This is a genomic window from Mesorhizobium sp. LSJC269B00 (genome assembly GCF_000502815.1).
In the GTDB taxonomy this organism is placed as follows: Bacteria; Pseudomonadota; Alphaproteobacteria; order Rhizobiales; family Rhizobiaceae; genus Mesorhizobium.
In genome coordinates this window covers 145653-167266 of sequence record NZ_AYVN01000011.1, presented here as the reverse complement: position 1 = coordinate 167266, position 21614 = coordinate 145653, and the positions used below count along the sequence as shown (strand labels likewise).

Sequence of the window (21614 nt, the reverse complement as noted above, 5' to 3'; positions counted from 1 at the left end):
CGGCGACCCAAACCCGGCTTGCCTTGACAAATCGGGCCTCCCATGCGCTTTTCGCGCAAATTTTGGACCGGGCTTTGATGCTCGACCCACAACCCAGCACCCCGGAATTTTGACATGACAATGCATCGTTACCGCAGCCACACCTGTGCCCAGTTGAGAAAGAGCGATGTCGGCTCTTCGGTTCGCCTGTCGGGCTGGGTGCATCGCGTGCGCGACCATGGCGGCCTGCTGTTCATCGATCTGCGCGACCATTACGGCCTGACCCAGATCGTCGCCGATCCGGATTCGCCCGCCTTCAAGGTGGCCGAGACGCTGCGTGGCGAATGGGTGATCCGCGTCGACGGCGAGGTCAAGGCGCGCCTGCCGGACACCACCAACGCCAACCTGCCGACCGGCGAGATCGAGATCTTTGCCCGCGAGATCGAGGTGCTGTCGGCAGCCAAGGAATTGCCGCTGCCGGTGTTCGGCGAGCCCGACTATCCCGAAGACATCCGCCTGAAGTACCGTTTTCTCGACCTGCGCCGCGAGACGCTGCACAGGAACATCGTGGCGCGCACGAAAATCATCGCCGAGATGCGCAAGCGTATGACCGATGTCGGCTTCACCGAATTCTCGACGCCGATCCTGACGGCCTCGTCGCCGGAAGGCGCGCGCGACTTCCTGGTGCCGTCGCGCATCCATCCCGGCACCTTTTACGCGCTGCCGCAGGCGCCGCAGCAGTACAAGCAACTGATCATGGTTTCGGGCTTCGACCGCTATTTCCAGATCGCGCCCTGCTTCCGCGACGAGGACCCGCGCGCCGACCGTCTGCCCGGCGAATTCTACCAGCTCGACCTCGAAATGAGCTTCGTCGAGCAGGACGACGTGCTGTCGACCATGGAACCGGTGATGCGCGGCGTCTTCGAGACCTTCGCCAACGGCAAGCCGGTGACGCAGACATTCCAGCGCATTCCTTACGATGTCGCCATGCGCAAATATGGCTCCGACAAGCCGGACCTGCGCAACCCGATCGAGATGCAGGCCGTCTCCGACCATTTTCGCGATTCCGGCTTCAAGGTCTTCGCCAACATTCTGGCCAACGATCCGAAGGCCGAAGTGTGGGGCATTCCGGCCAAGACCGGCGGCAGCCGCGCCTTCTGCGACCGCATGAACTCGTGGGCGCAGGGCGAGGGCCAGCCGGGACTGGGTTACATCTTCTGGCGCAAGGAAGGCGACAAGCTTGAAGGCGCCGGTCCGCTGGCCAAGAACATCGGCGAGGAGCGCACCGAGGCGATCCGCCAGCAGCTCGGCCTTGCCGATGGCGACGCCGCCTTCTTCGTCGCCGGCGATCCGAAGAAGTTCGTTACCTTCGCCGGTGCCGCGCGTACGCGTGCCGGCGAAGAACTGAACCTTGTCGACCGCGAGCGCTTCGAATTGTGCTGGATCGTCGACTTCCCGTTCTTCGAATGGAGCGAGGAGGAGAAGAAGATCGACTTCGCCCACAACCCGTTCTCGATGCCGCAAGGCGGTATCGACGCGCTCAACGGCGACGACCTGCTCGGCATCAAGGCCTTCCAGTACGACATGGTCTGCAACGGCTTCGAGATCGCCTCTGGCGGTATCCGCAACCATTTGCCGGAAACCATGGTCAAGGCGTTCGAGACGGTTGGCCTCGACCGCGCCACGGTGGAAGAACGCTTTGGTGGCCTCTACCGCGCCTTCCAGTATGGCGCCCCGCCGCATGGCGGCATGGCGGCCGGCGTCGACCGTGTCGTCATGCTGCTGGTCGGCGCCAAGAACCTGCGAGAGATCACCATGTTCCCGATGAACCAGCAGGCCTACGATTTGTTGATGAACGCGCCTTCGGAAGCCTCGCCGCAGCAGTTGCGTGATCTGTCGCTGCGTGTCGCGGCAGTGAAGAAGGACTGACGGCAGCGTTGAAGCCGCCCTTTCTCCCCGTCTCTATACGGGGAGAAATGTCCGACAGGACAATGAGGGGCAGCACGCATGCAGGCGATTGGCGAACGGCCTTAGCAGTTGGCGCCTTCTGACAACCGGTTCAGCATCGAACTACAATTTGCAGGCGTTGGCGCCGCCCCTCATCCGCCTGCCGGCACCTTCTCCCCGTATAGTGACGGGGAGAAGGGAGCGAACTTCGATCAGTCTTCGTTGGCCTTGACGTGGACGCCCAGCGTCTTGGTCAGGTCGGCCGGGTTGGACATGGCGCCGGCCATGATCAGCGCGAACGGCACCGCTGCCGGCGGCTCGGCCGAAATCTCGAGGCTCTTCGGATCGTCGAGGTACTTGCTCACCGCGGCCGTCACTTCGGCGGTCAGTTCGGGATTGTTGAGCTGCGCCATGCCGAACGGCACGATCGCCTTGGCCTGGTTGGCGATGTCCTTGCCCGACATGCCCTGCTGCTTGCCGACATACTCAAGCACTTTGCCGGTGAGCGAATCGTCATCGAAGCGGATCGATGCGCTGTTGAAGGAGAGCTGCTGCAACAGGCCGAGCAGGGCCATGCCTTGCGCCGAATTGTCAGCCCCTTCGGGCTGCGCCGCCATCTTCTTCTGCATCTCCTGCAGCGACTTGACGAAGTCGACCGTGTAGCCGCCGAGGCCGAAGGTCATGCCGAGCGTGCCGGCATTCTCGACCGAGATGTCGTATTTCGACAGGTCCATCTTGCCGTCGCTCGGCTGCCAGGTGCCGCCGATTTCGATATTGCCCGAGATGTTCTGGTAGCCGAGGGCCTCGATGGCTTCCTTGGATTTCGCATCGTCGACCAGGGTCAGGTCGGCGTTGAACTTTTCCGTGGTGGCGGAAAACTCCATCGCCTTGCCGTCGGCCGGCGGCGTGATCTGGACAGCAAGCCCATCCACCGAGAAGGCGGTCTTGTCGGCAACCTTGACCGTCAGGCTTTCGAGTTCGGCCGACTTGTAGATCATCATCGAGCCGAGCGGGCCTGTAGCGCCCTCAGCCGGGATGTTGGCGTCGTGGATGACGAAGGGGGTGAGGTTGAGCGTGACGCCGTCCTTGCTGTGCTCGAAGGCCGAAGTCGTGATGGTCGCGACATCGAAGCCGCCATTGGCTTCGGTCACGCCCTCGAGCTTGACGTCGCCGATCGGCAGCGCCTCCTTTTCGGCCGCCGGTTTGACCGACACGCCCTGCAGCACCATGCTGGAATTGTCGCCGGTAACGCCGGTCCAGGTGATATCGACGCCCTGGACGGCAAGTGCGGCCTTCAGTCGGTCGGCAACCGCCGTGTCTTGCGCAAAGGCGGCATTCAGCGGCAGCGTCAGCAAAAAGGTCGAAAAAGCAAGTTTCTTGAGTGTCGAACGTTGGATTGTCATCGCGAGTTCCCTGAGAGAGTCCTGAAAAAGTGTTTTCTCAATTCTACGCCATCACCATTCCGTGACGAACTGGACGGGAAAAAGGCGCTTTCCCGCAGAGTTGTCGAAAATCACGGCGAAAGGCAAATCGGAGCGGGAGCCTTCGCCCGATGCGGTGAATATGTCATGAAGGTCGGGCTCCCCTGCGTACCGTCTCCTGCCTTAGAGAAGGCGTGTAACAGATTGATGTTGGTTGGCAACAGCACTGCTACCGCTGCTGTTGCACAGGGACGGCAAGGGGGAACATGAAGTCCGTCACATCCATTGTCGGACCTTGAGCCGCCCTCGTAAGCCCAAAGGCTGCAAAGTGCGGATTTCCGCAGCCCCGCCTTGCCGCGAATCACCCGCTCGGCTAGTCCAGCCGCATGGGAAAAAGGATTTTGCCGCCTGAAAATGGCGGTGGTGACCACATCGAACCGGTCGATCTGAAGAAGGCGCTGGAAGAGCGCTATCTCGCCTATGCGCTGTCGACCATCATGCACCGGGCGCTGCCTGACGTGCGCGACGGGCTGAAGCCTGTGCATCGCCGCATCATGCATGCGATGCGGCTGCTCAGGCTCAACCCCGACCAGGGCTTTGCCAAATGCGCCCGCATCGTCGGCGACGTGATGGGCAAGTTCCATCCGCATGGCGACCAGTCGATCTACGACGCGCTGGTGCGCCTGGCGCAGGATTTCTCCATGCGCTATCCCCTCGTCGACGGGCAGGGCAATTTCGGCAATATCGACGGCGATAACGCCGCCGCCATGCGCTATACCGAGGCGCGCATGACCGAGGTGGCGAGCGATTTGCTTGCCGGCATCACCGAGGACGCCGTCGATTTCCGGCCAACCTACAACGAGGAGGACGAGGAGCCCGTAGTGCTTCCCGGCGCCTTCCCGAATCTGCTCGCCAACGGTTCCTCCGGCATTGCGGTCGGCATGGCTACCTCCATCCCGCCGCACAATGCCGCCGAGCTTTGCGACGCAGCGCTGCAGTTGATCGAGCAGCCGGACGCGCCGGTGACAAAGCTGATGGAGTTCGTCCAGGGGCCGGATTTCCCGACCGGCGGCATCATCGTCGACAGCCGCGCATCCATCCTGGAGGCCTATGAGACCGGCCGCGGCGGTTTTCGCGTGCGCGCCAAATGGGGCCAGGAGGATCAGGGCAGGGGCACCTGGAGCATCGTCGTCACTGAAATCCCCTACGGCATCCAGAAGGCCAGGCTGATCGAGAAGATCGCCGAGCTTTTGATCGCGCGCAAATTGCCGCTGCTTGAGGATGTCAGGGATGAAAGCGCCGAGGACGTCCGCATTGTGCTCGTACCGAAGAGCCGTTCGGTCGATCCCGGCATTCTGATGGAATCGCTGTTCAAGCTGACCGAGCTCGAAAGCCGGTTTCCCCTCAACATGAACGTTTTGTCGCGGGGCAAGGTGCCTAACGTCCTGTCGCTGAAGGGCGTGCTGAAGGAGTGGCTCGACCATCGGCGCGATGTGCTGATCCGCCGCTCGAAGCATCGGCTTGGCGAGATCGAGAAGCGGCTGGAAATCCTTGCCGGCTACCTGATCGCCTATCTCAACATCGACGAGGTCATCAGGATCATCCGCGAGGAGGATGAGCCCAAGCAGGTGATGATGGCCCGTTGGTCGCTCACCGACACCCAGGCCGAAGCCATCCTCAACATGCGGCTGCGGGCCCTGCGCAAGCTGGAAGAGTTCGAGATCCGCAAGGAGTTCGACGGTCTCACCACCGAGAAGAAGCAGATCGAGGCATTGCTCGCATCCGACGCCAAGCAATGGTCGACGATCAAATGGGAAGTCACGCAGGTTCGCGACAAGTTCGGCCCCGAGACCGAACTCGGCAAGCGCCGCACCCAGTTCGCCGACGCGCCGGAGCATGATCTGACCGACATTGCGCACGCCATGATCGAGCGCGAGCCGGTCACCGTGGTGGTCTCGGAAAAGGGCTGGCTGCGGGCGATGAAAGGCCATCTGGCCGACCATTCCACGCTCACCTTCAAGGAAGGCGACAGCCTCAAGCTCGCCTTCCATGCCCAGACCACCGACAAGATCCTGGTCTTCACCACCGGCGGAAAATTCTACACCATCGGCGCCGACCGGCTGCCGGGCGGCCGCGGCCATGGCGAACCGATCCGCATCATCGTCGACATGGACAACGACCAGGACATCGTCACCGCCTTCGTCCACGACCCGAAGCGCAAGCTGCTGCTCGTCTCCTACGATGCCAATGGTTTCGTCGTGCCGGAGGAGGAGGTCGTCGCCAACACCCGAAAGGGCAAGCAGGTGATGAACGTCAAGGCGCCCGACGAGGCCAAGGCCTGCGTCCCGGTGTCAGGCGATCATCTCGCCATTGTCGGCGAGAACCGCAAGATGCTGGTGTTTGCGCTCTCCGAAATTCCGGAGATGGGCCGCGGCAAGGGCGTTCGCCTGCAGAAATACAAGGATGGCGGTCTGCTCGACCTGAAACCTTTCACGCTGGCGAGCGGCCTGTCGTGGCAGGATTCCGCAGACCGCACCTTCGTCAGGTCGCGCGAGGAGCTGGCGGAATGGATCGGCGCGAGAGCGTCGGCCGGACGGATGGTGCCGAAGGGATTCCCGCGGACCGGGAAATTTGGTTGAATCTGCTGATCTCCCCCACAAGGGGGAGATTGGCAGCTTCACCAACCATTTGGACTATCGTCACGATTGCGGCACTATAACAGTGCATAAACGCCGTGTAGGCTGGGGAGAATTGACCGTTTGAAGGAAGCGAAGATCCAGAAGCCTGAGCGTCAGCAGCGCCTGTTCGGCCTGTCGACTCCGTTGCGATCAGCCGTTATTCCGCCGCTGTCGGCGGCGCGCTGGCTGTTGGTGCTGATCGTTGCCGCCGGCGTCTATTTCTTCCACGGGTTCCTGTTTCCCGTGCTGGCAGCCCTCGTCATTGCTTTTGCCAGCTGGCCGCTCTACCGCCGGCTGCTTGCCGGTGTCGGAGGCAACCGCACGGTCGCCGCGACGCTCGCCATCCTGTTCATCCTCGCCTTCCTGGTGGTGCCGATAGCGCTCGCCGGCACCTACGCCATCAACGAGGTCCGCGAATGGGTCGGCTGGGCGATCGAGACCAACAGGCACGGCGCGGTCACACCGCACTGGATCACCTCGCTGCCTGTCGTCGGCGAGTGGCTGAACGAACAGTGGATCGACAATTTCGGCCATCCCGGCGGCATCGGCGAGCTGATCCAGCTGGTCAGCGGCGCCAATATCGGCAGCATCTATCGCGGCGTGCTGGCTGCCGGCGGCAGCGCCTTCGGCCTGTTGCTGACGCTGCTGTTCATGATGATCGCGCTGTTCTTCGCCTACCGCGACGGCGAACACTTTGCCAGCCAGATCGACCGGCTCGGCGAACGCATCCTGCCGACGCGCTGGGAGCGGATTTCGCGCGTCGTGCCGGCGACCATTTCCTCGACCGTTACCGGCATGACCGTGATCGCCATCGGCGAGGGGCTGGTGCTCGGCATCGCCTACTGGCTGGCCGGGGTGCCGTCGCCGGTGACGCTGGGCGCATTGACCGGCGTGATGGCGCTGATCCCCGGTGGCGCGCCGCTGTCGTTTACGCTTGTGTCGATCTACCTCGCCGCCAGCGGCTCGCCGATGGCGGGTCTGGCGCTGTTCATCTGGGGCGCAGTGGAACTGTTCATCGTCGACAAGACCTTGCGCCCGAAGCTGGTCGGCGGGCCGATCAAGCTGCCCTTCCTGCCGACTTTTTTCGGCCTGATCGGCGGCGTAAAGACAATGGGCTTTCTCGGCCTGTTCATCGGCCCGGTGCTGATGGCGCTGCTCGTCGCGATCTGGCGCGAATGGCTGCGCGAGGTGGAACTGGCCGAAGACACCGTTCCCGACGCGGCGGCCGAGCTCGAAGGCGGGCCGCCGCAGATCGAGATTGTCGCCGGCCCGGCGAAGAAAAGTCAGGCTGGGTAAGCGACGGCGAGCGCTGCCCGGCGCTTGCGCCCTTCATGCAACTGCCACAGGGAATGGGCAACCAGCGTGACGATCAGGATCACGCCGCCGATCAAGCTGTTGCGCGACGGCGTCTCGGCAAAGATCATCCATATCCAGACCGGCGCCAAAACCGTTTCCAGGAGATAGAACATCGCCACTTCCGGGCCTGAAATGTATTTCGGCCCGTTGGCTAGGCAGAAGAAGGCGAACGGCATGATGACGGCGCCGTTGAAAACGATCCACCATGGCGCTTCCACCTGGAAACCGGTCCTGGAGACCATGAGCGCCGCCAGCCCGAACGGCAGCAGGACGCCGGTCAGCGCGGTGAATCCCATATCCCTGCCGCTGGCGCGTGAAACGGTGATGGCGCAGGCAATCGCCAAGGCCGAACACAGCGCCATCACATCGCCGAACAGATTTCCCGTGCCGACGGAATCGCCGACGATGATCGCGATGCCGACGATCATCAGCGCCATTGCCGCAAGCGTCAGCGGCTGTGGTCGCTCCTTCAGGAACAGCCACGACAGCAGCGCCGAGAACATGGTGGAGAAGGCCAGGATGAAAACCAGATTGGCGGTCGAGGTGTTGTAGACGGCAGTGATGAAGGCGATTGCGCCGAGCCCGTAGAGGGTGGCGACGACGAGCCCCGACCAGCCGGGTATCAGCTGCGGAGCATTCTTGCTGAACGAGCGCCAGATGGCCCATACGATCAGCCCTGCCACGAAGGTGCAGCCGGTGCGCAGCAAAAGGATCGTCCAGGCTTCGCCATGGGCGAGCCGGATCAGGGGAATGTCGATGGTCAGCGCCAGCCCGCCAAGCGCGGTGAGCAGAAGTCCTTTGGTGTGGGCATTGTGAGAGGACATGCAACGGCTTTCGCAATGATTTGAGCAGATGCCGGCCGGCGCAATCGCCCCGCCAACGGGCGGAAAGACCAGCATCGTCTCGGCTGAAAATGTTTAGATCAGGATTTGGTAAGAAGAAAAATCAGCTCGTGACCGCTTCGTGGTCGTAGCGTTCCCAGCCCTTTGGGCCGAGATGCTCCTGCGGCATGAAGCGCATTTTATAGTTCATCTTGCGCGAGCCGTTGACCCAGTAGCCGAGATAGACATGGGGCAAGCCCATGGCCCGGGCGCGGGCGATATGGTCGAGGATCATGAAGGTGCCGAGCGAACGGTCCTCGAACTCGGGATTGAAGTAGGAATAGACCATCGACAGGCCATCGGCCATCTTGTCGGTCAGCGCCACGGCGATCAGCTCGCCCTGGCCCTTGCCGGTGATGAATGTGTCGGGGCCGCGGCGCCGGTATTCGATCACCTTGGTGTCGACATGGGTATCCTCGACCATCATGGCGTAGTCGAGCACCGTCATGTCGGACATGCCGCCGCGGCGATGGCGAGCGTCGAGATAGCCGCGAAACAGCGAATACTGCTCGGTCGACGGCTGCGCGTCGTGCATGGCGCCGATCAGATCGGAATTGCGCTGGATCACCCGCTTCATGTTGCGGCTGGCGGTGAACTCCTGCGCCAGGATGCGCACCGAGACGCAGGCGCGGCAGGTCTCGCAGGCGGGACGGTAAGCGATGTTCTGCGAGCGCCGGAAACCGCCTTGCGTCAACAGATCGTTCATCTCCGGCGCCTTGTCGCCGACCAGATGCGTGAACACCTTGCGTTCGAACTGGCCCTCGAGATACGGGCACGGCGATGGCGCGGTCAGGAAGAACTGCGGCGACTGGGTCGGATGGTGCGTCATCGAACCTTGGGAACACTCCTGCGAATCGCTCTACCTTTGGCTTGGCTGGCGAAAAATTCAACAGGATTGTGAAGGCGGGGTTGAACGGACCCCTTCACATTTGCGCACAAATGCCTGTTGGCGTCGGTTGGACGCCGGTTCAACGGTCGCTGCGGCTGACGACCGTGCCAAGCAGCAGGTCGTGCAGTGTGCGCTTGCGATCGGAAAACAGCGTCACCAGGAGGACGAGCGGCGTCAGGATGACCGTGCTCGCCCAGAACAGCACCGAATGGACAACGGCGGTGAGGCCGTCGATACGGCTGCCGTCGAGACGATCGAGCCGAATGCCCATCATCTTCATGCCTGATGTGGCCTGGTTGCGACCGCCCAGCGTGTTCCAGATGTAGAGAATGGCGACCGCCGGCACGAGGATGGAATACAGCGCCCAGCCAAGACCGAATGTCAAAAGGCCAAGCACGGCCACCAGGATCGCGAACGGAATGGTGAGCAGCGCCACGATGCAATAGTCGATGATGAAGGCCAGGATGCGCCGCGTGCGCACACCGTCATAGGCCCTGACGTCGTCGAGCCTGCTGGTGATGATTTCGCCGTCAAGTACGCGCGCGTTCATGTCATGTCCTCGTAACAGGCGCCACGCTAGGGTGCGCCGCCACTGAAATGGTGAAGACCGCGGGCGGAATCAAGATCGGTTCGTCCATCGGTCCGGCTCGGCAGTGTGACGCGGTTGAGCCGATTGAATTTGGTGGACGGATGGCGTTAGCTTGCTGCGGCGCAACAAGACGCCGAGGGGACGGGGTTACATGGATTACGACATGCTGGTCATCGGCAGCGGCCCTTCCGGGCGCCGCGCCGCGGTGCAATCGGCCAAGCTCGGCAAATCGGTGCTGGTGGTCGACAGGGGCCGGCGCCTCGGCGGCGTCTCGGTGCACACCGGCACCATCCCGTCGAAGACGCTGCGCGAGACGGTGCTGAACCTGTCCGGCTGGCGCGAGCGGGGCTTTTACGGCCGAGGCTACCGGGTCAAGCAGGACATCTCCATCGCCGACCTGGTCGAGCGGCTGCACAAGACGCTCGACCACGAGGTCGAGGTGCTGCAGCACCAGTTTATGCGCAACGCCGTCAAAAGCGTGCGCGCCATGGCGAAATTCGTCGGCCCAAACAAGGTCAGCCTGACGGCAGACAATGGCGACTACTCGGAGGTTGGTTTCACCAATGCCCTGATCGCGGTCGGCACCAGGCCGCACCGGCCGCGCGACGTGCCTTTCGACAAGATCCGCGTCTTCGACAGCGATGAGATGCTGGAACTCGACCATCTGCCGCGCACGCTGACGGTGATCGGCGCCGGCGTCATCGGCGTTGAATATGCGACGATCTTTTCGGCGCTCGACGTGCCGGTGACGCTGGTGGAGCCGCGCAACACCATCCTCGATTTCGTCGACCGCGAGATCGTCGACGACTTCATCCACCAGATGCGCGACCGCGGCATGACCATTCGCCTCGGCAGTACGGTCAAGGAAATCGTCTCAAAACCCGACTATGCCGAAGTGACGCTCGCCGATGGCCGCACCATCCGCTCCGAGATCGTGCTTTACGCCGCCGGCCGCAGCGGCAATCTCGGCAGCCTCGGCCTCGACGTGGTCGGCATCGAGGCCGATTCCCGGGGCCGCATCAAGGTCGATCCGCAGACCTTCCAGACCAGTGCGCCCAACATCTATGCCACCGGCGACGTCATCGGCTTCCCCAGCCTTGCCTCGACATCGATGGAGCAAGGCAGGGTGGCCGCCTGCCACGCCTTCGGCGTGCAACTGCCACCGCCGCCGGAAACCTTCCCCTATGGCATCTACGCCGTGCCGGAAATCTCCACCGTTGGTCAGTCGGAGGAGCAGGTGCGTGATAGCGGCGCTGCTTATGAAGTCGGTCTGGCGCGGTTCCGCGAAACCTCGCGCGGCCACATCATGGGCGTCAACTCCGGCTTTCTGAAGCTGCTGTTCTCGGTCGAAACGCGCCGCCTGCTCGGCGCCCACATCGTCGGCGAAGGCGCCACCGAACTGATCCATATCGGCCAGGCGGTGATCAACCTCGGCGGCACGGTTGATTTCTTCGTCAACAACACCTTCAACTATCCGACGCTGGCCGAAGCCTACAAGATCGCCGGGCTCGATGCCTGGAACCGGATGGGACAGGGCTAGGCGACGAGCATCTGCTCAGCCGTTCCGCCGGGCGCCGATGCGGTCTACCAAGGTCTCCTAGCCTGCCTGGCGTGCGACCAATGCTGGTCCCGCAAGCCACTGCCGGACGATGGCGGCATCCGGGTCGCCGATTTCGTGACCTGAAGGCACGATGCGCGCATCGACCTCGGCGCCATGTTTGTTGAGCAGCGTCACCAGTGGCGGCGCAAACGGCCCGTAGGTCTCGTCGGCGGCACCGGCGACAATCAGGACGCGCGTTCCGGTCAGATCGGTTGCCGGCGCATCGTCAAGCACGGGCATCGCTCTCAGCAGCACTGCTTTTCGGACTAGGTCAGAGTTGAGCAGCATCAGGCTGGAAACCAGATTGGCGCCGTTGGAATAGCCGACGAAAGTCGCCCGGGCGAGGTCGAGCCCGTGGCGCTTTGCGGCCTCGCTTGCGAAGGCGGCAAAGTACGATGTTTCGGCACGGATGCTCGCCTGTTCGAAACTGGTCGGCGTGATCCGCTCGAACCAGCGGAAGCCGTCTTCTTGGCGGATGCGGCCACGCACCGCGACCAGCGTGGCGTTGGGGGCGATCTGCCTCGCAATCGGGACCATCGTCGTTTCGTCGACACCCGATCCGTGCAGTAAAAACAGGCTCTCGCCGCCGGCATTCTCCGGCTTGAGGAGGCGGTAGGGAAAGGCCAGATCCTGGTGCAGAAAGGCGTTCTCGTCGCTATATCGATGCACGCTCATATCTCGTTGTTTTCACGGAGACATTGGTCCTTTGCCAGCTTCAAAACGGAATATTTTCACGCTCCGCCAAATGTGATTGCAACAGGCTCATTTCAGACCGTTTCTGCGCCGATATGCTCCCTGCGGGAGGAATCGAAGCGGTGTGCGCCGATGGTCGCATCCCGGCATGAACAACGCGAGCACCCTTGCTCTCCTTTGAGGCCTTTTGTCGATGACCCTGCCAGTTCCGCCCGATCGCGCCCCGCGTATCGCCGATCGCGACACGCGCATTGACGTGTTCCGTGCGCTCGCACTCCTGACCATCTATATCGACCACGTGCCGGGCACCGTCTTCGAAACGCTGACCTACAAGAATTTCGGATTCTCGGACGCGGCGGAAGCCTTCGTGCTGATTTCCGGCATGTCGGTCGCACTCGCCTATGGCAACAAGTTCCAGCCGGGCGGCCGGCTGCTAGCGATGTTGAAGATGTGGCGCCGGGCCGGCGTGCTTTACAGTGCCCACATCGTCACCACCATGGTTGTGATGGCGTTGTTCTGCGCCGCGGCGGTGTACGGCCGGCGGCCGGAACTGCTCAAGCTGATCAACATCGAGCCGCTGATGAAGAACACGCCGGAGGTCATGATCGGCATTGTCACGCTCGGCCACCAGCTTGGCTACAACAACATTTTGCCGGTCTATGCGGCGCTGCTGTTGATGGCGCCGCTTTTCCTGCTCTTCGTCAGCTACCGGCCGCTCCCGGCGCTGGTCTTTTCCGGCGCGCTGTGGCTTGCCGCCGGCCTCTGGCAGATCGCGCCGCCGAACTATCCCGAGCCCGGCTTCTGGTTCCTCAACCCGCTGTCCTGGCAATTCCTGTTCAACATCGGCCTTGCCGGCATGCTGCATGCCAGGCGCGGCGGCACAATTCCCGTCAATCGTTGGCTGGTGGGCGCCGCGGCGACCTATGTCGCGGCAGCGGCGGTCTGGGTGCACAGCCCGCTCTGGGGCGAGATAACGTGGTTTAACCTGCCCGTGGTGATCGGCGGCTTCGACAAGACGTTCCTGTCGCTGCCGCGGCTCCTGCACATATTGGCGGTGAGCTATCTGATCGTCGCCCTGCCGGCTTTCTCGAACCTGTTCCGTCTCAGCCCGGACCATCCGCTTGCCCTGCTCGGCAAGCGCTCCTTGCCGGTGTTCCTCGCCGGCACGCTGATCGCCATGGCGGCGCAGGTGATGACGCTGATCAATCCGGGCGGCTTTGCCTATGACGTCTTGCTGATTTCGGCCGGCATCGCCATGCAATTCGCGCTCGCCTTCTATCTTGAGTGGCTGTCCGGCATCGGCTTGGGCAAAAAGCCGGTTCGCAAAGAAGCGCCAGCCGTTCACCAGACCTTCGGCATGCCCGCGATGCCAAGGCTAAGCCGATGATCCCACATCAGCCGCCTAGCCAGCAGGCGAGGGGCCGGACGACCCCCGCACCACAAGAACGACCGGCAGCAATTGCCGGTGCTGCGAGCCGTCATTTTCGAGGATCGCCTTGACGGCCAGCCGGCCCATCTCGGCGATCGGCTGGGCGACAGTGGTTAGTGGCGGCTCGGAGTCGGCGCCTTCCGGCACGCCGTCGAAGCCGACGATTGACACATCGCCCGGCACGGCAATGTTACGCTCGCGCAGCCAGTCGAGCGCATGCAGCGCGATCTTGTCCGACATGGCCAGGATTGCTGTCGGCGTCTGCGGCAGCGCGAAAATATGATCGAGGCCGGCCCGCACGCTCGCCTCGTCATTGAGGGTTTCGTAGATTGGCACTTGCGAGACGTCGATGCCGAAGCGGGAGAGCTCGCCGAAATAGCCACGCAGACGGTCGCGTGTGCCCGAGTAGAGGGATGTCGTCTCGACTTGCTCCTGCGTGACGGGACCAAAGCCAGCGTCGGCAGATTCCAGGGCGAGTACGGCAAAGCTGCGATGGCCGAACTCGGCCAGATGGCGCGCCGCCAGACCCGCGCCGGCGACGTTGTCGACGCCGATCGCAGCGACCGCCTCATTTTCCGAATCGAGATCAAGCGCCACGAAAGGCAGTTTGCGTTCGCGCGCCAGTTCGACCAGCCGCGACCCACCCTCGATGCAGAACACGATGAAGCCGTCGACTAGGGCGCTCTGGATGTTCCAGGCGAGCTGCTCGCTGTTGGCGGCCGAGACCAGCGAAATTCCGGCGCCGGTGGCGTCGCAGGCCTGCGAAATGCTGGCCATCATGACGCGGGCAAAGGGATCGTCGAAGAAATAAGACAATGGTTCTGCCGTTGCCACGCCGATGGCGTTGACCTTGCCGGCGCGCAGCAGCCGGCCCTTGGGATCCGGGCCGGCATAGCCCATCGCTTCCGCCGCCGCCTTGACCCGCTCGCGGACCTCTTCGCGCACGATCTCCGGGCGAGCGAACACGTTGGACGCGGTACCGTGCGAGACCCCGGCCGCCTTGGCGATGTCGGCAAGCCGCACTGGTCTCGTCTTGCCGGAGGTCAATGCCGTCATTTTCGTCTCCTGAACCGGAGCCTGTTTAGCACTTTCGTTGGATCGGTTCAAATTTTCCCTTGATCGGACGGCGGAGAGGGTCTATATTTGAATCGATCCAAGGGATTCATCAAGTACAACTTGGATCGATTCAAGAGGAGGGTGCCATGCATCCCGTGAATTATCTGTTCGAAGACATCTACGGCAATGATTGGGGCATAGTCTCCGACGCCGCCACCCGCAGGCGCCGCGACAAGGTCGGGCCGTGGAGGCGTGACCTGCAATACCTTGTGAAACGCAAGCGCAGCTGATCGGCCAGACATTTTCGTGCCAGCTGATTGGATCGATTCAAGTTCTTGAAGAGGAGAACGAACATGCATCCCGTGAAACATCTGTTCGAAGACATTTATCGCAATTACTGGGGTATCTCGCCTGCCACGGAGCAGCCGCAACGGCGGCGGCCGACCAAGCCTGCCAAGCGCAACCGCGACCTGCTGCCGGAAAACCGGCAGGATTAAGCCTCGTGTGATATCTGATGGGGCAGGGTTCTTGCCTCGTCAGGACCGTTGCCGCACGAGCGCCGAGGCCGCGATCACCAGCCAGCCCGCGATGAGCAAGGTGCCGCCGATCGGCGCCGACATCGGGAACAGCCGCGATCCCACGAAATCCCGTGCCAGCAGATCGCCGCAGAACAGAACAAGCCCGACGAGCAGCACCAGGCTGCCGATCCGCAAGATCCGGTTTGCGCCGGCGAGGCCGACGGCCAAAAACACCGGCGCATGCATGAGCAGGAAGGATGCGGCCGTGCCGACGAACGCGCCGCCGAGATGCGCTGAAGCCGCCGACAGCGCCACGCCCGCCGCGCCGGCAATGCCGCCGGCGAAAACGAGGATGCGCGCGCTGTTTGCTGGTGCTGACTCGGCGATGCTCATGTCTCGGGCTCCGTGATTGACGATAGGCGGCGCGACCTGTCTGTCAGGATTTTTCCGATATCGCCAGCATGTCGCGCGTGCGGCGCGCCTGGGCCAGCCAATTATACGCGGCACCGCCCGCCATCAGCAACGACGTGCCGAGAAACACCGCGCGCATGCCGAAATGGCCGCCGACGAAGCCGCCCAGCAGCGGCCCCGCAACCTGGCCGACATATTGCGCCGAGATTGCCAGGCCCAGCACATTGCCGCCGACCCCATCGGGAACATTGTGGCGGATGACGCTGGTGATGCAGGGCAACAGCCCGCCCAGCACCAGACCCATAAGGAACCGCAGCCCGACCAACTGCCAGCTCTCGGTGACGAAGGCCTGCGGTATCAACAGCAGAGCCGAGACGGCCAGCGATGCGACGATGACGTTCCAGTGGCCGATGCGGTCGGCGAGTTTGCCCAACCGTGACGCCGACAGGATGGCGCCGAGTGCGGCCGCCGACATGACGACACCTGAGACCAGGGTCACCCGGCTTGCGTCCGCGACCAGTTGCTGGACGTAGACGGTGATGATCGGCTCGATCGACATGTTGGCGAAGGTGAACAGCATGCCGGTCGCCAGCATGGCCACGACAGGGCGTTTGTCGGGGATCTGCGCCCAACTTCCCTTTGGTTTCTCCTCGCGTTTTGCCTGTACTGGCGGGCGAGGCATCTCCTTTATCAGGAACGTCGTCGCCAGCGCCGCCAGGAAAATGACGCCGCCCGCGATGAGGAAGGTGGCGCGAATACCGATCAATGGCGGCAGCGCGCCGCCAAGCAACGGGCCGACCAGGGAGCCTGCGGTGATGCCGGCCGACAGCACGCCAAGCGCCCAGCCGGAGCGCTCCTTCGGCGTCTGCATGGCGACAAGTATGGTCGAGCCTGAGGAATAACCGCCGGCAAAGCCGATCAGCAGGCGCAAAAGCACCAATTGCCAGACGGTCTGCACCATGCCGGTCAGCGACATGCAGATCGCCATGCCGAAACTGGCGCGCACCAGCATCACCTTGCGGCCGTAGCGGTCGCCGAGCCGCCCCCACAGCGGTGCGACAAGGGCCGCGGCAAGGAAGGTGGCGCCGAAGGCGATGCCGGACCATTGCACGATCGCTGCGTGGCCCACGGCGCCCAGCTGTTCGACATAGAGCGGCAGGAACGGCAGCAACAGCGTCATCGCCACAAGCGTGCTGAACGATCCGGCAAAGCACACGAACAGGTTGCGCCGCCAATGAATGTTGTAGGTGGAAGGCGCTTGGGCGGCCTGCGCTGCACTGTCCTGCGGCATGTCCTGTCCTGTCCGCTTGCTGCGGATACCATTATGGGATACCAACTTGGTACCTCATGGACGCAAAGCTCGGCTGCTGTCAATCAGGCGCTCTCAATGTGATCGGCAAGACCAACGGGCAAGGCCGATCGCCAGCAATGGAAGCAACTATGTCGCAGATGCAGATCGTCGAAAAAGCGCTTCGCGAGATGATCCTTGGCCTCGAGGTCGGTCCTGGCGAGCGGCTGACGGAGCGCTGGATCGAGAGCCGCTTCGGCGCCTCGCGCACGCCGGTCAGGGCAGCCCTGCTGCGGCTGGAGACGGAAGGGCTGATCTGCCGCGACGGGCGCGGTTGGACCGTGTCGCCGATCAACCTTGCCGAACTGGAACAGATCGCGGTGTACCGCGAAGCCGTCGAGGTCGCGGCGGTCAGGCTGACTTCGGCGCTGGCCGACAGGAGCGCAGCCGATGTCATCGAGGCGATGCTGGACTCCTGCGACACTGCCACGCCGCGCGAGGAATGGCACCGCGTCGGCATGGATTTCCATATCGAACTGGCGCGGCTCTCCGGCAACGAGTTCCTGTTCCGGGCCGTGCGCGATGCCATGACGCGGCTGTCGCGGGCGCGCTGGCTGGAGGTGCGCGACGAGGCGGCCCTTGGCCGCGCCTGGAGCGAGCATCACGCCATTCTGGCAGCGGTGCGGGCCGGCGATGCCGATGCGGCGGCGGCGCGACTTTCCGCCCATATCGCCGGCAGCCGCGCCCGCCTGGTGACGTCGTTGCACAATGACCGGCGCGGCCTGCGCGCCAGGGGTTTTGCCGTCGTCGCCGCTTGATACTGGTCACGAAAACGAAAGAACGCCGTCGCGATCCGCTTTCGGCCTCGCTTCGCGGACGCCGATGGCGTAAGAGGCGGCCATGGAAAACAACCGATTTGAAACACCCGTGACCGTTAAGTCGGGCACGGAGGGAAGCACTCAGCTCTTGCGTACGGTGCGTGAGGCTTCCGATTACCTGCTCAACAGCTGGCCCGGCAAGCGCAGCCCCAAGCATCGCGAAGCGCTGCAGGCCTGCCATGACGCGCTGGCCGGCGACAAGCCGGCGATGATTGCAAGACGCGCCTTCATCGCCGCCGCGCGCGAGGTCAACGTCTTCGTCAGCGACAAGGCCCCGGCCTGATCACATCGGCCTGATCAGACCGGCATTTTGCCAGGATCCGGCCCGTTTCGCGGGCCGGTGATCCTGTCTTGCCTATTTTTCTGTCTCGGTGTCGGTTTTGGAACTTGCCTCGTTCTCAGGCTCGGCGCGCTCCTTGGCCGCGACCTTGGCGGCGAGCTTCTCCGCCTTCTTGGCGGCCTTCTGCCGGTCGCGCTCTTTGCGTTCCTGACCGTAATTCGGTGGTCGAGCCATATCGTTTCCTTTCGCTGTGCCTGATCCTGCCTAGAAGCATTGGCCGGCAAACACAACAGCGCCGCGAGGGCAGATGCCAGCGGTTCTGGACTTGCGTGATGGCGAACACAATGGTTTAGAAAAGGCTGCGGGACAGTTGCTGGAGCCGCCGCCGACCGATTTCGAATCAAAACGACCGATGGCCACGCTTCAAAGAAACGCACAGAAGCTGATCTACTATGCGCGCAACGCCATGCGCGACATCGCGCCGCCGGTTCTTTTCCGGCGCCGGCTCGGCCGGCTGCTCGATCAGGCCAGGCTTTCCGACGCATCGGTCCGCCAGCGGCTCAATTACTACAACACGCTGCGGGAGCCTTTTAGCCCCAGCCCCGAGGCCGTGCCGGTCAGCCGGCTGCCGTCGGACCGCAGCATGTACTATTACGATCTGAAGGAGTTCACCCGTTATTTCGACCCAGATCTGCGCATCGACCTGGAATTCGGCGACGTCATCGAAGTGCCGAAGATGCCGTCGATCGTCAAGGACCGGCCGATAGCGGGCGACAACGGCAACGGCGTCCTGTTCAAGCTGAACAAGTTCCGTCATTTCTACATGCCAGCCGACGATGTCGCCTTCGCCGACAAGCATCCGCTCGTCGTTTGGCGCGGCGAACTCAACAATCCGATCCGCACCTTGTTGCTGGATGCAGCCCGCAATCTGCCGTTCTGCGATGTCGGCACGCCGAGGGCGACAGCACCTGCGGAATACCGCAAGCCCTATCTCAGCATCGATCAGCAGCGCCGCTACCGCTATATCATCTCGCTCGAAGGCAATGATGTCGCGACCAATCTGAAATGGATCATGAGCTCGAACTCGCTCTGCCTGATGCCGCCGCCGACCTATGAGACCTGGTTCGCGGAAGGGCAGCTCGAGCCCGATGTCCATTATGTGCCGCTGGCGCCCGACTTCAGCGATCTGGCCGAGCGCGTGCACCATCTCGAGAAACATCCGGCCGAGGCCCAGCGCATCGTTGCGGCGGCCAACGCCTATTGCCGCAAATTCGCCGACGAGCGGGCCGAGCAGGCGATCTGCCTGCTCGTGCTCTACAAATATTTCGTGCTCAGCGGCCAGATCGAGACCGATCCGCAGGTCTGGCGGTTTATCGCGGGCTAGCGGCCTCCGGCGCCCTTAAGTCAGATGACGCTGCGGTCCATAACCAGATCGGCCGGGCCGAAGCGGTCCTTCGCGGTGAACTGCTGGTGCCAGTAGGGATAGAGCACCGGCGGCCGGCTGACGGCATCGAGACGCTGGCGTTCATCAAAGGACAGCGTCAGGCTTGCCGCGGCGAGATTGTCTTTCAACTGGGACTCATTGCGTGCGCCGATCACCAGCGAACTGACGGCTGGCCGGCCGAGCAGCCAGGTCAGCGCCACCTGGGCCGCCGAAACGCCGCGTGCCGCACCGATGTCGACCAGCACATCGACGATCCGCCACAGCCGGTCCTCGTCGCGGATCGGCGGTTCCGACCAGCCGCCGATCTGGCGCGCCGTCGGGCTGTCGCGGCGGTATTTTCCCGACAGCAGGCCGCCGGCGAGCGGGCTCCACACCAGCACGCCAAGGCCCTGGTCGACCGAGATCGGCAAGAGCTCATACTCGGCCTCGCGTGCTTCCAGCGTGTAGTGGATCTGCTGGGTGACGAAGCGCGGCTGGTGCTGGCTGTCGCTGATGCCCAGCGCCTTCATGACCTGCCAGCCGGAATAGTTGGAGCAGCCGACATAGCGGATCTTGCCCTGGGCAACCAGCGTGTCGAGCGCGGCGATGGTTTCCTCGAGCGGCGTCGCGCCGTCCCATTCGTGAAGGAAATAGATGTCGATGACATCGGTCCTGAGGCGCTTCAGGCTCTTCTCGCATTCGCGGATCAGATGATGGCGCGACAGGCCTTCGTCATTGGGGCCCTTGCCGATCCGCATGCGCGCTTTGGAGGCGATCAGCACGTCGTTCTTGCGCTTGCCGCCGAGCGCCTCGCCGATGATCTCTTCCGACAGACCGTTGGAATAGACATTGGCGGTGTCGATGAGATTGATGCCGGCATCGATGCAAGTGTCGATGATGCGCGAGGCCTCCGCGAGATCGGAATTGCCGACGGCAGCGAACGGCCCGCTGCCGCCGAAGGTCATGGTTCCCAAGGTCAGCGCCGAAACTTTCAAGCCGGAACGGCCAAGCGTGCGGTATTCCATGTCTGATCCTCGTAGTTTTGGTGGGGAGGCGGTTTTAGCAGGAAAGGGCGGGGAAGCCCGAACGGGTCCGCTATTTGTAGGACAATTTGAGCGGCTTGTCGCCATGCCAGGGCGCTGGATCGGCAATGCCTCGCTGCTTTGCAGTGAAGACCGGCTGGCCGGCGGCTTGCAATAAAACCGTCATTGCCGGCCTATATCAAGTCGGCTCAGGGTTTCATGTCAGCCGGCAAGCGGAGCAGTGGAAATGAATGAGCTAAAGCAGAATTCTGCGGCCAGGGATTGGCTGGAAGCCGAACTCGCCGACACGCTCGACGAGGACTATGAGCTGGAAATCTCGGAGCCGGCGCTGTCGTTGGAGATCGCCAAGATCTACAAGAACGCGCATCCGCCGTCGATCGATCGCATGCAGTATTTCCGCGACCTGATCGGCTTGCAGTCGGAACTGATCAAGCTGCAGTCCTGGGTTGCCTACCACAAGAAGAAGCTAGTGGTGGTTTTCGAGGGCCGTGATTCCGCCGGCAAGGGCGGCGTCATCAAGCGCATCACCCAGCGCCTCAACCCGCGCATCTGCCGCGTCGTGGCGCTGCCGGCGCCGACCGAGCGCGAAAAGTCACAATGGTATTTCCAGCGCTACGTGCCGCATCTGCCGGCCGGCGGCGAGATCGTGCTGTTCGACCGCTCCTGGTACAACCGCTCCGGCGTCGAGCGGGTGATGGGCTTTGCCGAACCCGATCAGGTCGAAGAGTTCTTCCGCGACGTGCCGGAGTTCGAGCGCATGCTGGTCCGCTCCGGCGTCACGCTGGTCAAATACTGGTTCTCGATCACCGACGAGGAACAGCAGATGCGCTTCATGATGCGCATCCACGATCCGATGAAGCAGTGGAAGCTGTCGCCGATGGACCTGCAGTCGCGCGTGCGCTGGGAGCAGTACACCAAGGCCAAGGAAGAGACGTTTGCCCGCACCAACATCCCAGAGGCACCGTGGTACATCGTCGAAGGCAACGACAAGAAGCGGGCGCGGCTGAACTGCATCGACCATCTCCTCAAACAGCTGCCCTATGAGGACGTGCCGCACGAAGAAATCACGCTGCCCGAGCGGGTGTTCAACCCGGAGTACGAGCGCCAGGTCCTGCCGCGCGAGCTTTACGTGCCGGAGAAGTATTGAGCACTTTTCCTTCTCCCCGTTTCACGGGAGAAGGTGCCCGAAGGGCGGATGAGGGGCAGCGCCGGCATCGGCGAATTCACAGTCGTCGGACGCTGCTAACCTCCAAAA

The 21614-nt window shown here is 62.9% G+C and carries 21 protein-coding genes; 11 read left to right on the top strand and 10 right to left on the bottom strand.

Annotated features, from left to right (window positions below):
• Positions 1–120 precede the first annotated feature (120 nt).
• Positions 121–1908 (top strand): aspartate--tRNA ligase, encoded by a 1788-nt coding sequence (aspS, locus tag X771_RS142270; RefSeq protein ID WP_023682421.1) that lies wholly within the window; start codon positions 121–123, stop codon positions 1906–1908.
• 230 nt (positions 1909–2138) lie between these two features.
• Here the strand turns inward: aspS and X771_RS142275 are convergent, their stop codons facing one another.
• Positions 2139–3329, bottom strand: a complete 1191-nt coding sequence (locus X771_RS142275; protein WP_023682420.1) for a hypothetical protein — start codon at positions 3327–3329, stop codon at positions 2139–2141.
• A gap of 404 nt (positions 3330–3733) precedes the next feature.
• Between X771_RS142275 and parC the strand changes: the two genes are divergently transcribed.
• Both parC and X771_RS142285 read left to right on the top strand, forming a co-directional pair.
• Positions 3734–5986 (top strand): DNA topoisomerase IV subunit A, encoded by a 2253-nt coding sequence (parC, locus tag X771_RS142280; protein WP_023673024.1) that lies wholly within the window; start codon positions 3734–3736, stop codon positions 5984–5986.
• Positions 5987–6106: 120 nt separating this feature from the next.
• Positions 6107–7321, top strand: coding sequence for an AI-2E family transporter (locus X771_RS142285; RefSeq protein ID WP_023682419.1), 1215 nt, complete (start codon positions 6107–6109; stop codon positions 7319–7321).
• Here X771_RS142285 and X771_RS142290 read toward each other — a convergent pair.
• The 3 genes from X771_RS142290 to X771_RS142300 form a co-directional block, all read right to left on the bottom strand.
• Positions 7309–8205, bottom strand: a complete 897-nt coding sequence (locus X771_RS142290; RefSeq protein ID WP_023689526.1) for a DMT family transporter — start codon at positions 8203–8205, stop codon at positions 7309–7311. The two genes, X771_RS142285 and X771_RS142290, sit on opposite strands and share 13 nt — an antisense overlap.
• A gap of 121 nt (positions 8206–8326) precedes the next feature.
• Positions 8327–9091: an arginyltransferase gene (locus X771_RS142295; protein ID WP_023673021.1), complete on the bottom strand. Its 765-nt coding sequence runs from the start codon at positions 9089–9091 to the stop codon at positions 8327–8329.
• Positions 9092–9230: 139 nt separating this feature from the next.
• Positions 9231–9701, bottom strand: a complete 471-nt coding sequence (locus tag X771_RS142300) for an RDD family protein (RefSeq protein ID WP_023673020.1) — start codon at positions 9699–9701, stop codon at positions 9231–9233.
• A 190-nt stretch (positions 9702–9891) separates the two neighbouring features.
• Here X771_RS142300 and sthA point away from each other — a divergent pair, with 190 nt between their 5' ends.
• On the top strand, positions 9892–11280 hold the full coding sequence (gene sthA, locus X771_RS142305) for a Si-specific NAD(P)(+) transhydrogenase (protein ID WP_023689525.1): 1389 nt from the start codon (positions 9892–9894) through the stop codon (positions 11278–11280).
• A 57-nt stretch (positions 11281–11337) separates the two neighbouring features.
• Here sthA and X771_RS0134650 read toward each other — a convergent pair whose 3' ends face one another.
• The gene (locus X771_RS0134650) at positions 11338–12009 is read right to left on the bottom strand and encodes an alpha/beta hydrolase (protein WP_245262722.1); all 672 of its coding nucleotides are present in this window, start codon (positions 12007–12009) and stop codon (positions 11338–11340) included.
• 217 nt (positions 12010–12226) lie between these two features.
• Between X771_RS0134650 and opgC the strand changes: the two genes are divergently transcribed.
• Positions 12227–13420, top strand: coding sequence for an OpgC domain-containing protein (gene opgC / locus X771_RS142310; protein WP_023689524.1), 1194 nt, complete (start codon positions 12227–12229; stop codon positions 13418–13420).
• Positions 13421–13435: 15 nt separating this feature from the next.
• Here opgC and X771_RS142315 read toward each other — a convergent pair whose 3' ends face one another.
• On the bottom strand, positions 13436–14518 hold the full coding sequence (locus tag X771_RS142315) for a substrate-binding domain-containing protein (RefSeq protein ID WP_023689523.1): 1083 nt from the start codon (positions 14516–14518) through the stop codon (positions 13436–13438).
• A gap of 146 nt (positions 14519–14664) precedes the next feature.
• On the opposite strand from X771_RS142315, the gene X771_RS1000000168875 reads away from it, so the two are divergent.
• Together X771_RS1000000168875 and X771_RS1000000168870 are read left to right on the top strand one after the other, a co-directional pair.
• Entirely contained in the window at positions 14665–14808 is a 144-nt protein-coding gene (locus X771_RS1000000168875; protein WP_023673015.1) for a hypothetical protein, read from the top strand.
• Positions 14809–14871: 63 nt separating this feature from the next.
• Positions 14872–15015, top strand: a complete 144-nt coding sequence (locus X771_RS1000000168870; protein ID WP_023689522.1) for a hypothetical protein — start codon at positions 14872–14874, stop codon at positions 15013–15015.
• 39 nt (positions 15016–15054) lie between these two features.
• Here the strand turns inward: X771_RS1000000168870 and X771_RS142320 are convergent, their stop codons facing one another.
• Together X771_RS142320 and X771_RS142325 are read right to left on the bottom strand one after the other, a co-directional pair.
• Positions 15055–15429, bottom strand: coding sequence for a DUF423 domain-containing protein (locus tag X771_RS142320; RefSeq protein ID WP_023673013.1), 375 nt, complete (start codon positions 15427–15429; stop codon positions 15055–15057).
• Between the two features lie 43 nt (positions 15430–15472).
• Complete coding sequence (locus tag X771_RS142325; RefSeq protein ID WP_023689521.1) at positions 15473–16738, bottom strand: multidrug efflux MFS transporter; 1266 nt, start codon at positions 16736–16738, stop codon at positions 15473–15475.
• 149 nt (positions 16739–16887) lie between these two features.
• Here X771_RS142325 and X771_RS142330 point away from each other — a divergent pair, with 149 nt between their 5' ends.
• A complete protein-coding gene (locus X771_RS142330; protein ID WP_023689520.1) occupies positions 16888–17553 on the top strand; it encodes a GntR family transcriptional regulator in 666 nt (221 codons plus the stop codon).
• Positions 17554–17662: 109 nt separating this feature from the next.
• Entirely contained in the window at positions 17663–17896 is a 234-nt protein-coding gene (locus X771_RS142335; RefSeq protein ID WP_245259900.1) for a DUF982 domain-containing protein, read from the top strand.
• Positions 17897–17968: 72 nt separating this feature from the next.
• On the opposite strand, the gene X771_RS1000000167160 is transcribed toward X771_RS142335, so the two are convergent.
• Complete coding sequence (locus X771_RS1000000167160) at positions 17969–18127, bottom strand: hypothetical protein (protein WP_023673009.1); 159 nt, start codon at positions 18125–18127, stop codon at positions 17969–17971.
• A 178-nt stretch (positions 18128–18305) separates the two neighbouring features.
• Between X771_RS1000000167160 and X771_RS142340 the strand changes: the two genes are divergently transcribed.
• Positions 18306–19277 carry a glycosyl transferase family 90 gene (locus X771_RS142340; protein ID WP_023689519.1) on the top strand — a complete coding sequence of 324 codons (972 nt, stop codon included), beginning with the start codon at positions 18306–18308 and terminating at the stop codon, positions 19275–19277.
• 20 nt (positions 19278–19297) lie between these two features.
• On the opposite strand, the gene X771_RS142345 is transcribed toward X771_RS142340, so the two are convergent.
• Positions 19298–20341, bottom strand: coding sequence for an aldo/keto reductase (locus X771_RS142345; RefSeq protein ID WP_023689518.1), 1044 nt, complete (start codon positions 20339–20341; stop codon positions 19298–19300).
• Positions 20342–20585: 244 nt separating this feature from the next.
• Between X771_RS142345 and ppk2 the strand changes: the two genes are divergently transcribed.
• Positions 20586–21506 (top strand): polyphosphate kinase 2, encoded by a 921-nt coding sequence (gene ppk2, locus X771_RS142350; protein WP_023689516.1) that lies wholly within the window; start codon positions 20586–20588, stop codon positions 21504–21506.
• The last annotated feature ends 108 nt before the right edge of the window (positions 21507–21614 follow it).

Coding starts and splice junctions, on each gene's coding strand:
- sthA (WP_023689525.1), top strand. CDS start 9,892: ATGGATTACGACATGCTGGTCATCGGCAGCGGCCCTTCCGGGCGCCGC.
- X771_RS142330 (WP_023689520.1), top strand. CDS start 16,888: ATGTCGCAGATGCAGATCGTCGAAAAAGCGCTTCGCGAGATGATCCTT.
- X771_RS1000000167160 (WP_023673009.1), bottom strand. CDS start 18,127: ATGGCTCGACCACCGAATTACGGTCAGGAACGCAAAGAGCGCGACCGG.
- X771_RS142290 (WP_023689526.1), bottom strand. CDS start 8,205: ATGTCCTCTCACAATGCCCACACCAAAGGACTTCTGCTCACCGCGCTT.
- X771_RS142345 (WP_023689518.1), bottom strand. CDS start 20,341: ATGGAATACCGCACGCTTGGCCGTTCCGGCTTGAAAGTTTCGGCGCTG.
- opgC (WP_023689524.1), top strand. CDS start 12,227: ATGACCCTGCCAGTTCCGCCCGATCGCGCCCCGCGTATCGCCGATCGC.
- X771_RS142295 (WP_023673021.1), bottom strand. CDS start 9,091: ATGACGCACCATCCGACCCAGTCGCCGCAGTTCTTCCTGACCGCGCCA.
- X771_RS142325 (WP_023689521.1), bottom strand. CDS start 16,738: ATGCCGCAGGACAGTGCAGCGCAGGCCGCCCAAGCGCCTTCCACCTAC.
- X771_RS1000000168870 (WP_023689522.1), top strand. CDS start 14,872: ATGCATCCCGTGAAACATCTGTTCGAAGACATTTATCGCAATTACTGG.
- X771_RS142340 (WP_023689519.1), top strand. CDS start 18,306: ATGGCCACGCTTCAAAGAAACGCACAGAAGCTGATCTACTATGCGCGC.
- aspS (WP_023682421.1), top strand. CDS start 121: ATGCATCGTTACCGCAGCCACACCTGTGCCCAGTTGAGAAAGAGCGAT.
- parC (WP_023673024.1), top strand. CDS start 3,734: ATGGGAAAAAGGATTTTGCCGCCTGAAAATGGCGGTGGTGACCACATC.
- X771_RS142275 (WP_023682420.1), bottom strand. CDS start 3,329: ATGACAATCCAACGTTCGACACTCAAGAAACTTGCTTTTTCGACCTTT.
- X771_RS142300 (WP_023673020.1), bottom strand. CDS start 9,701: ATGAACGCGCGCGTACTTGACGGCGAAATCATCACCAGCAGGCTCGAC.
- ppk2 (WP_023689516.1), top strand. CDS start 20,586: ATGAATGAGCTAAAGCAGAATTCTGCGGCCAGGGATTGGCTGGAAGCC.
- X771_RS142315 (WP_023689523.1), bottom strand. CDS start 14,518: ATGACGGCATTGACCTCCGGCAAGACGAGACCAGTGCGGCTTGCCGAC.
- X771_RS1000000168875 (WP_023673015.1), top strand. CDS start 14,665: ATGCATCCCGTGAATTATCTGTTCGAAGACATCTACGGCAATGATTGG.
- X771_RS142320 (WP_023673013.1), bottom strand. CDS start 15,429: ATGAGCATCGCCGAGTCAGCACCAGCAAACAGCGCGCGCATCCTCGTT.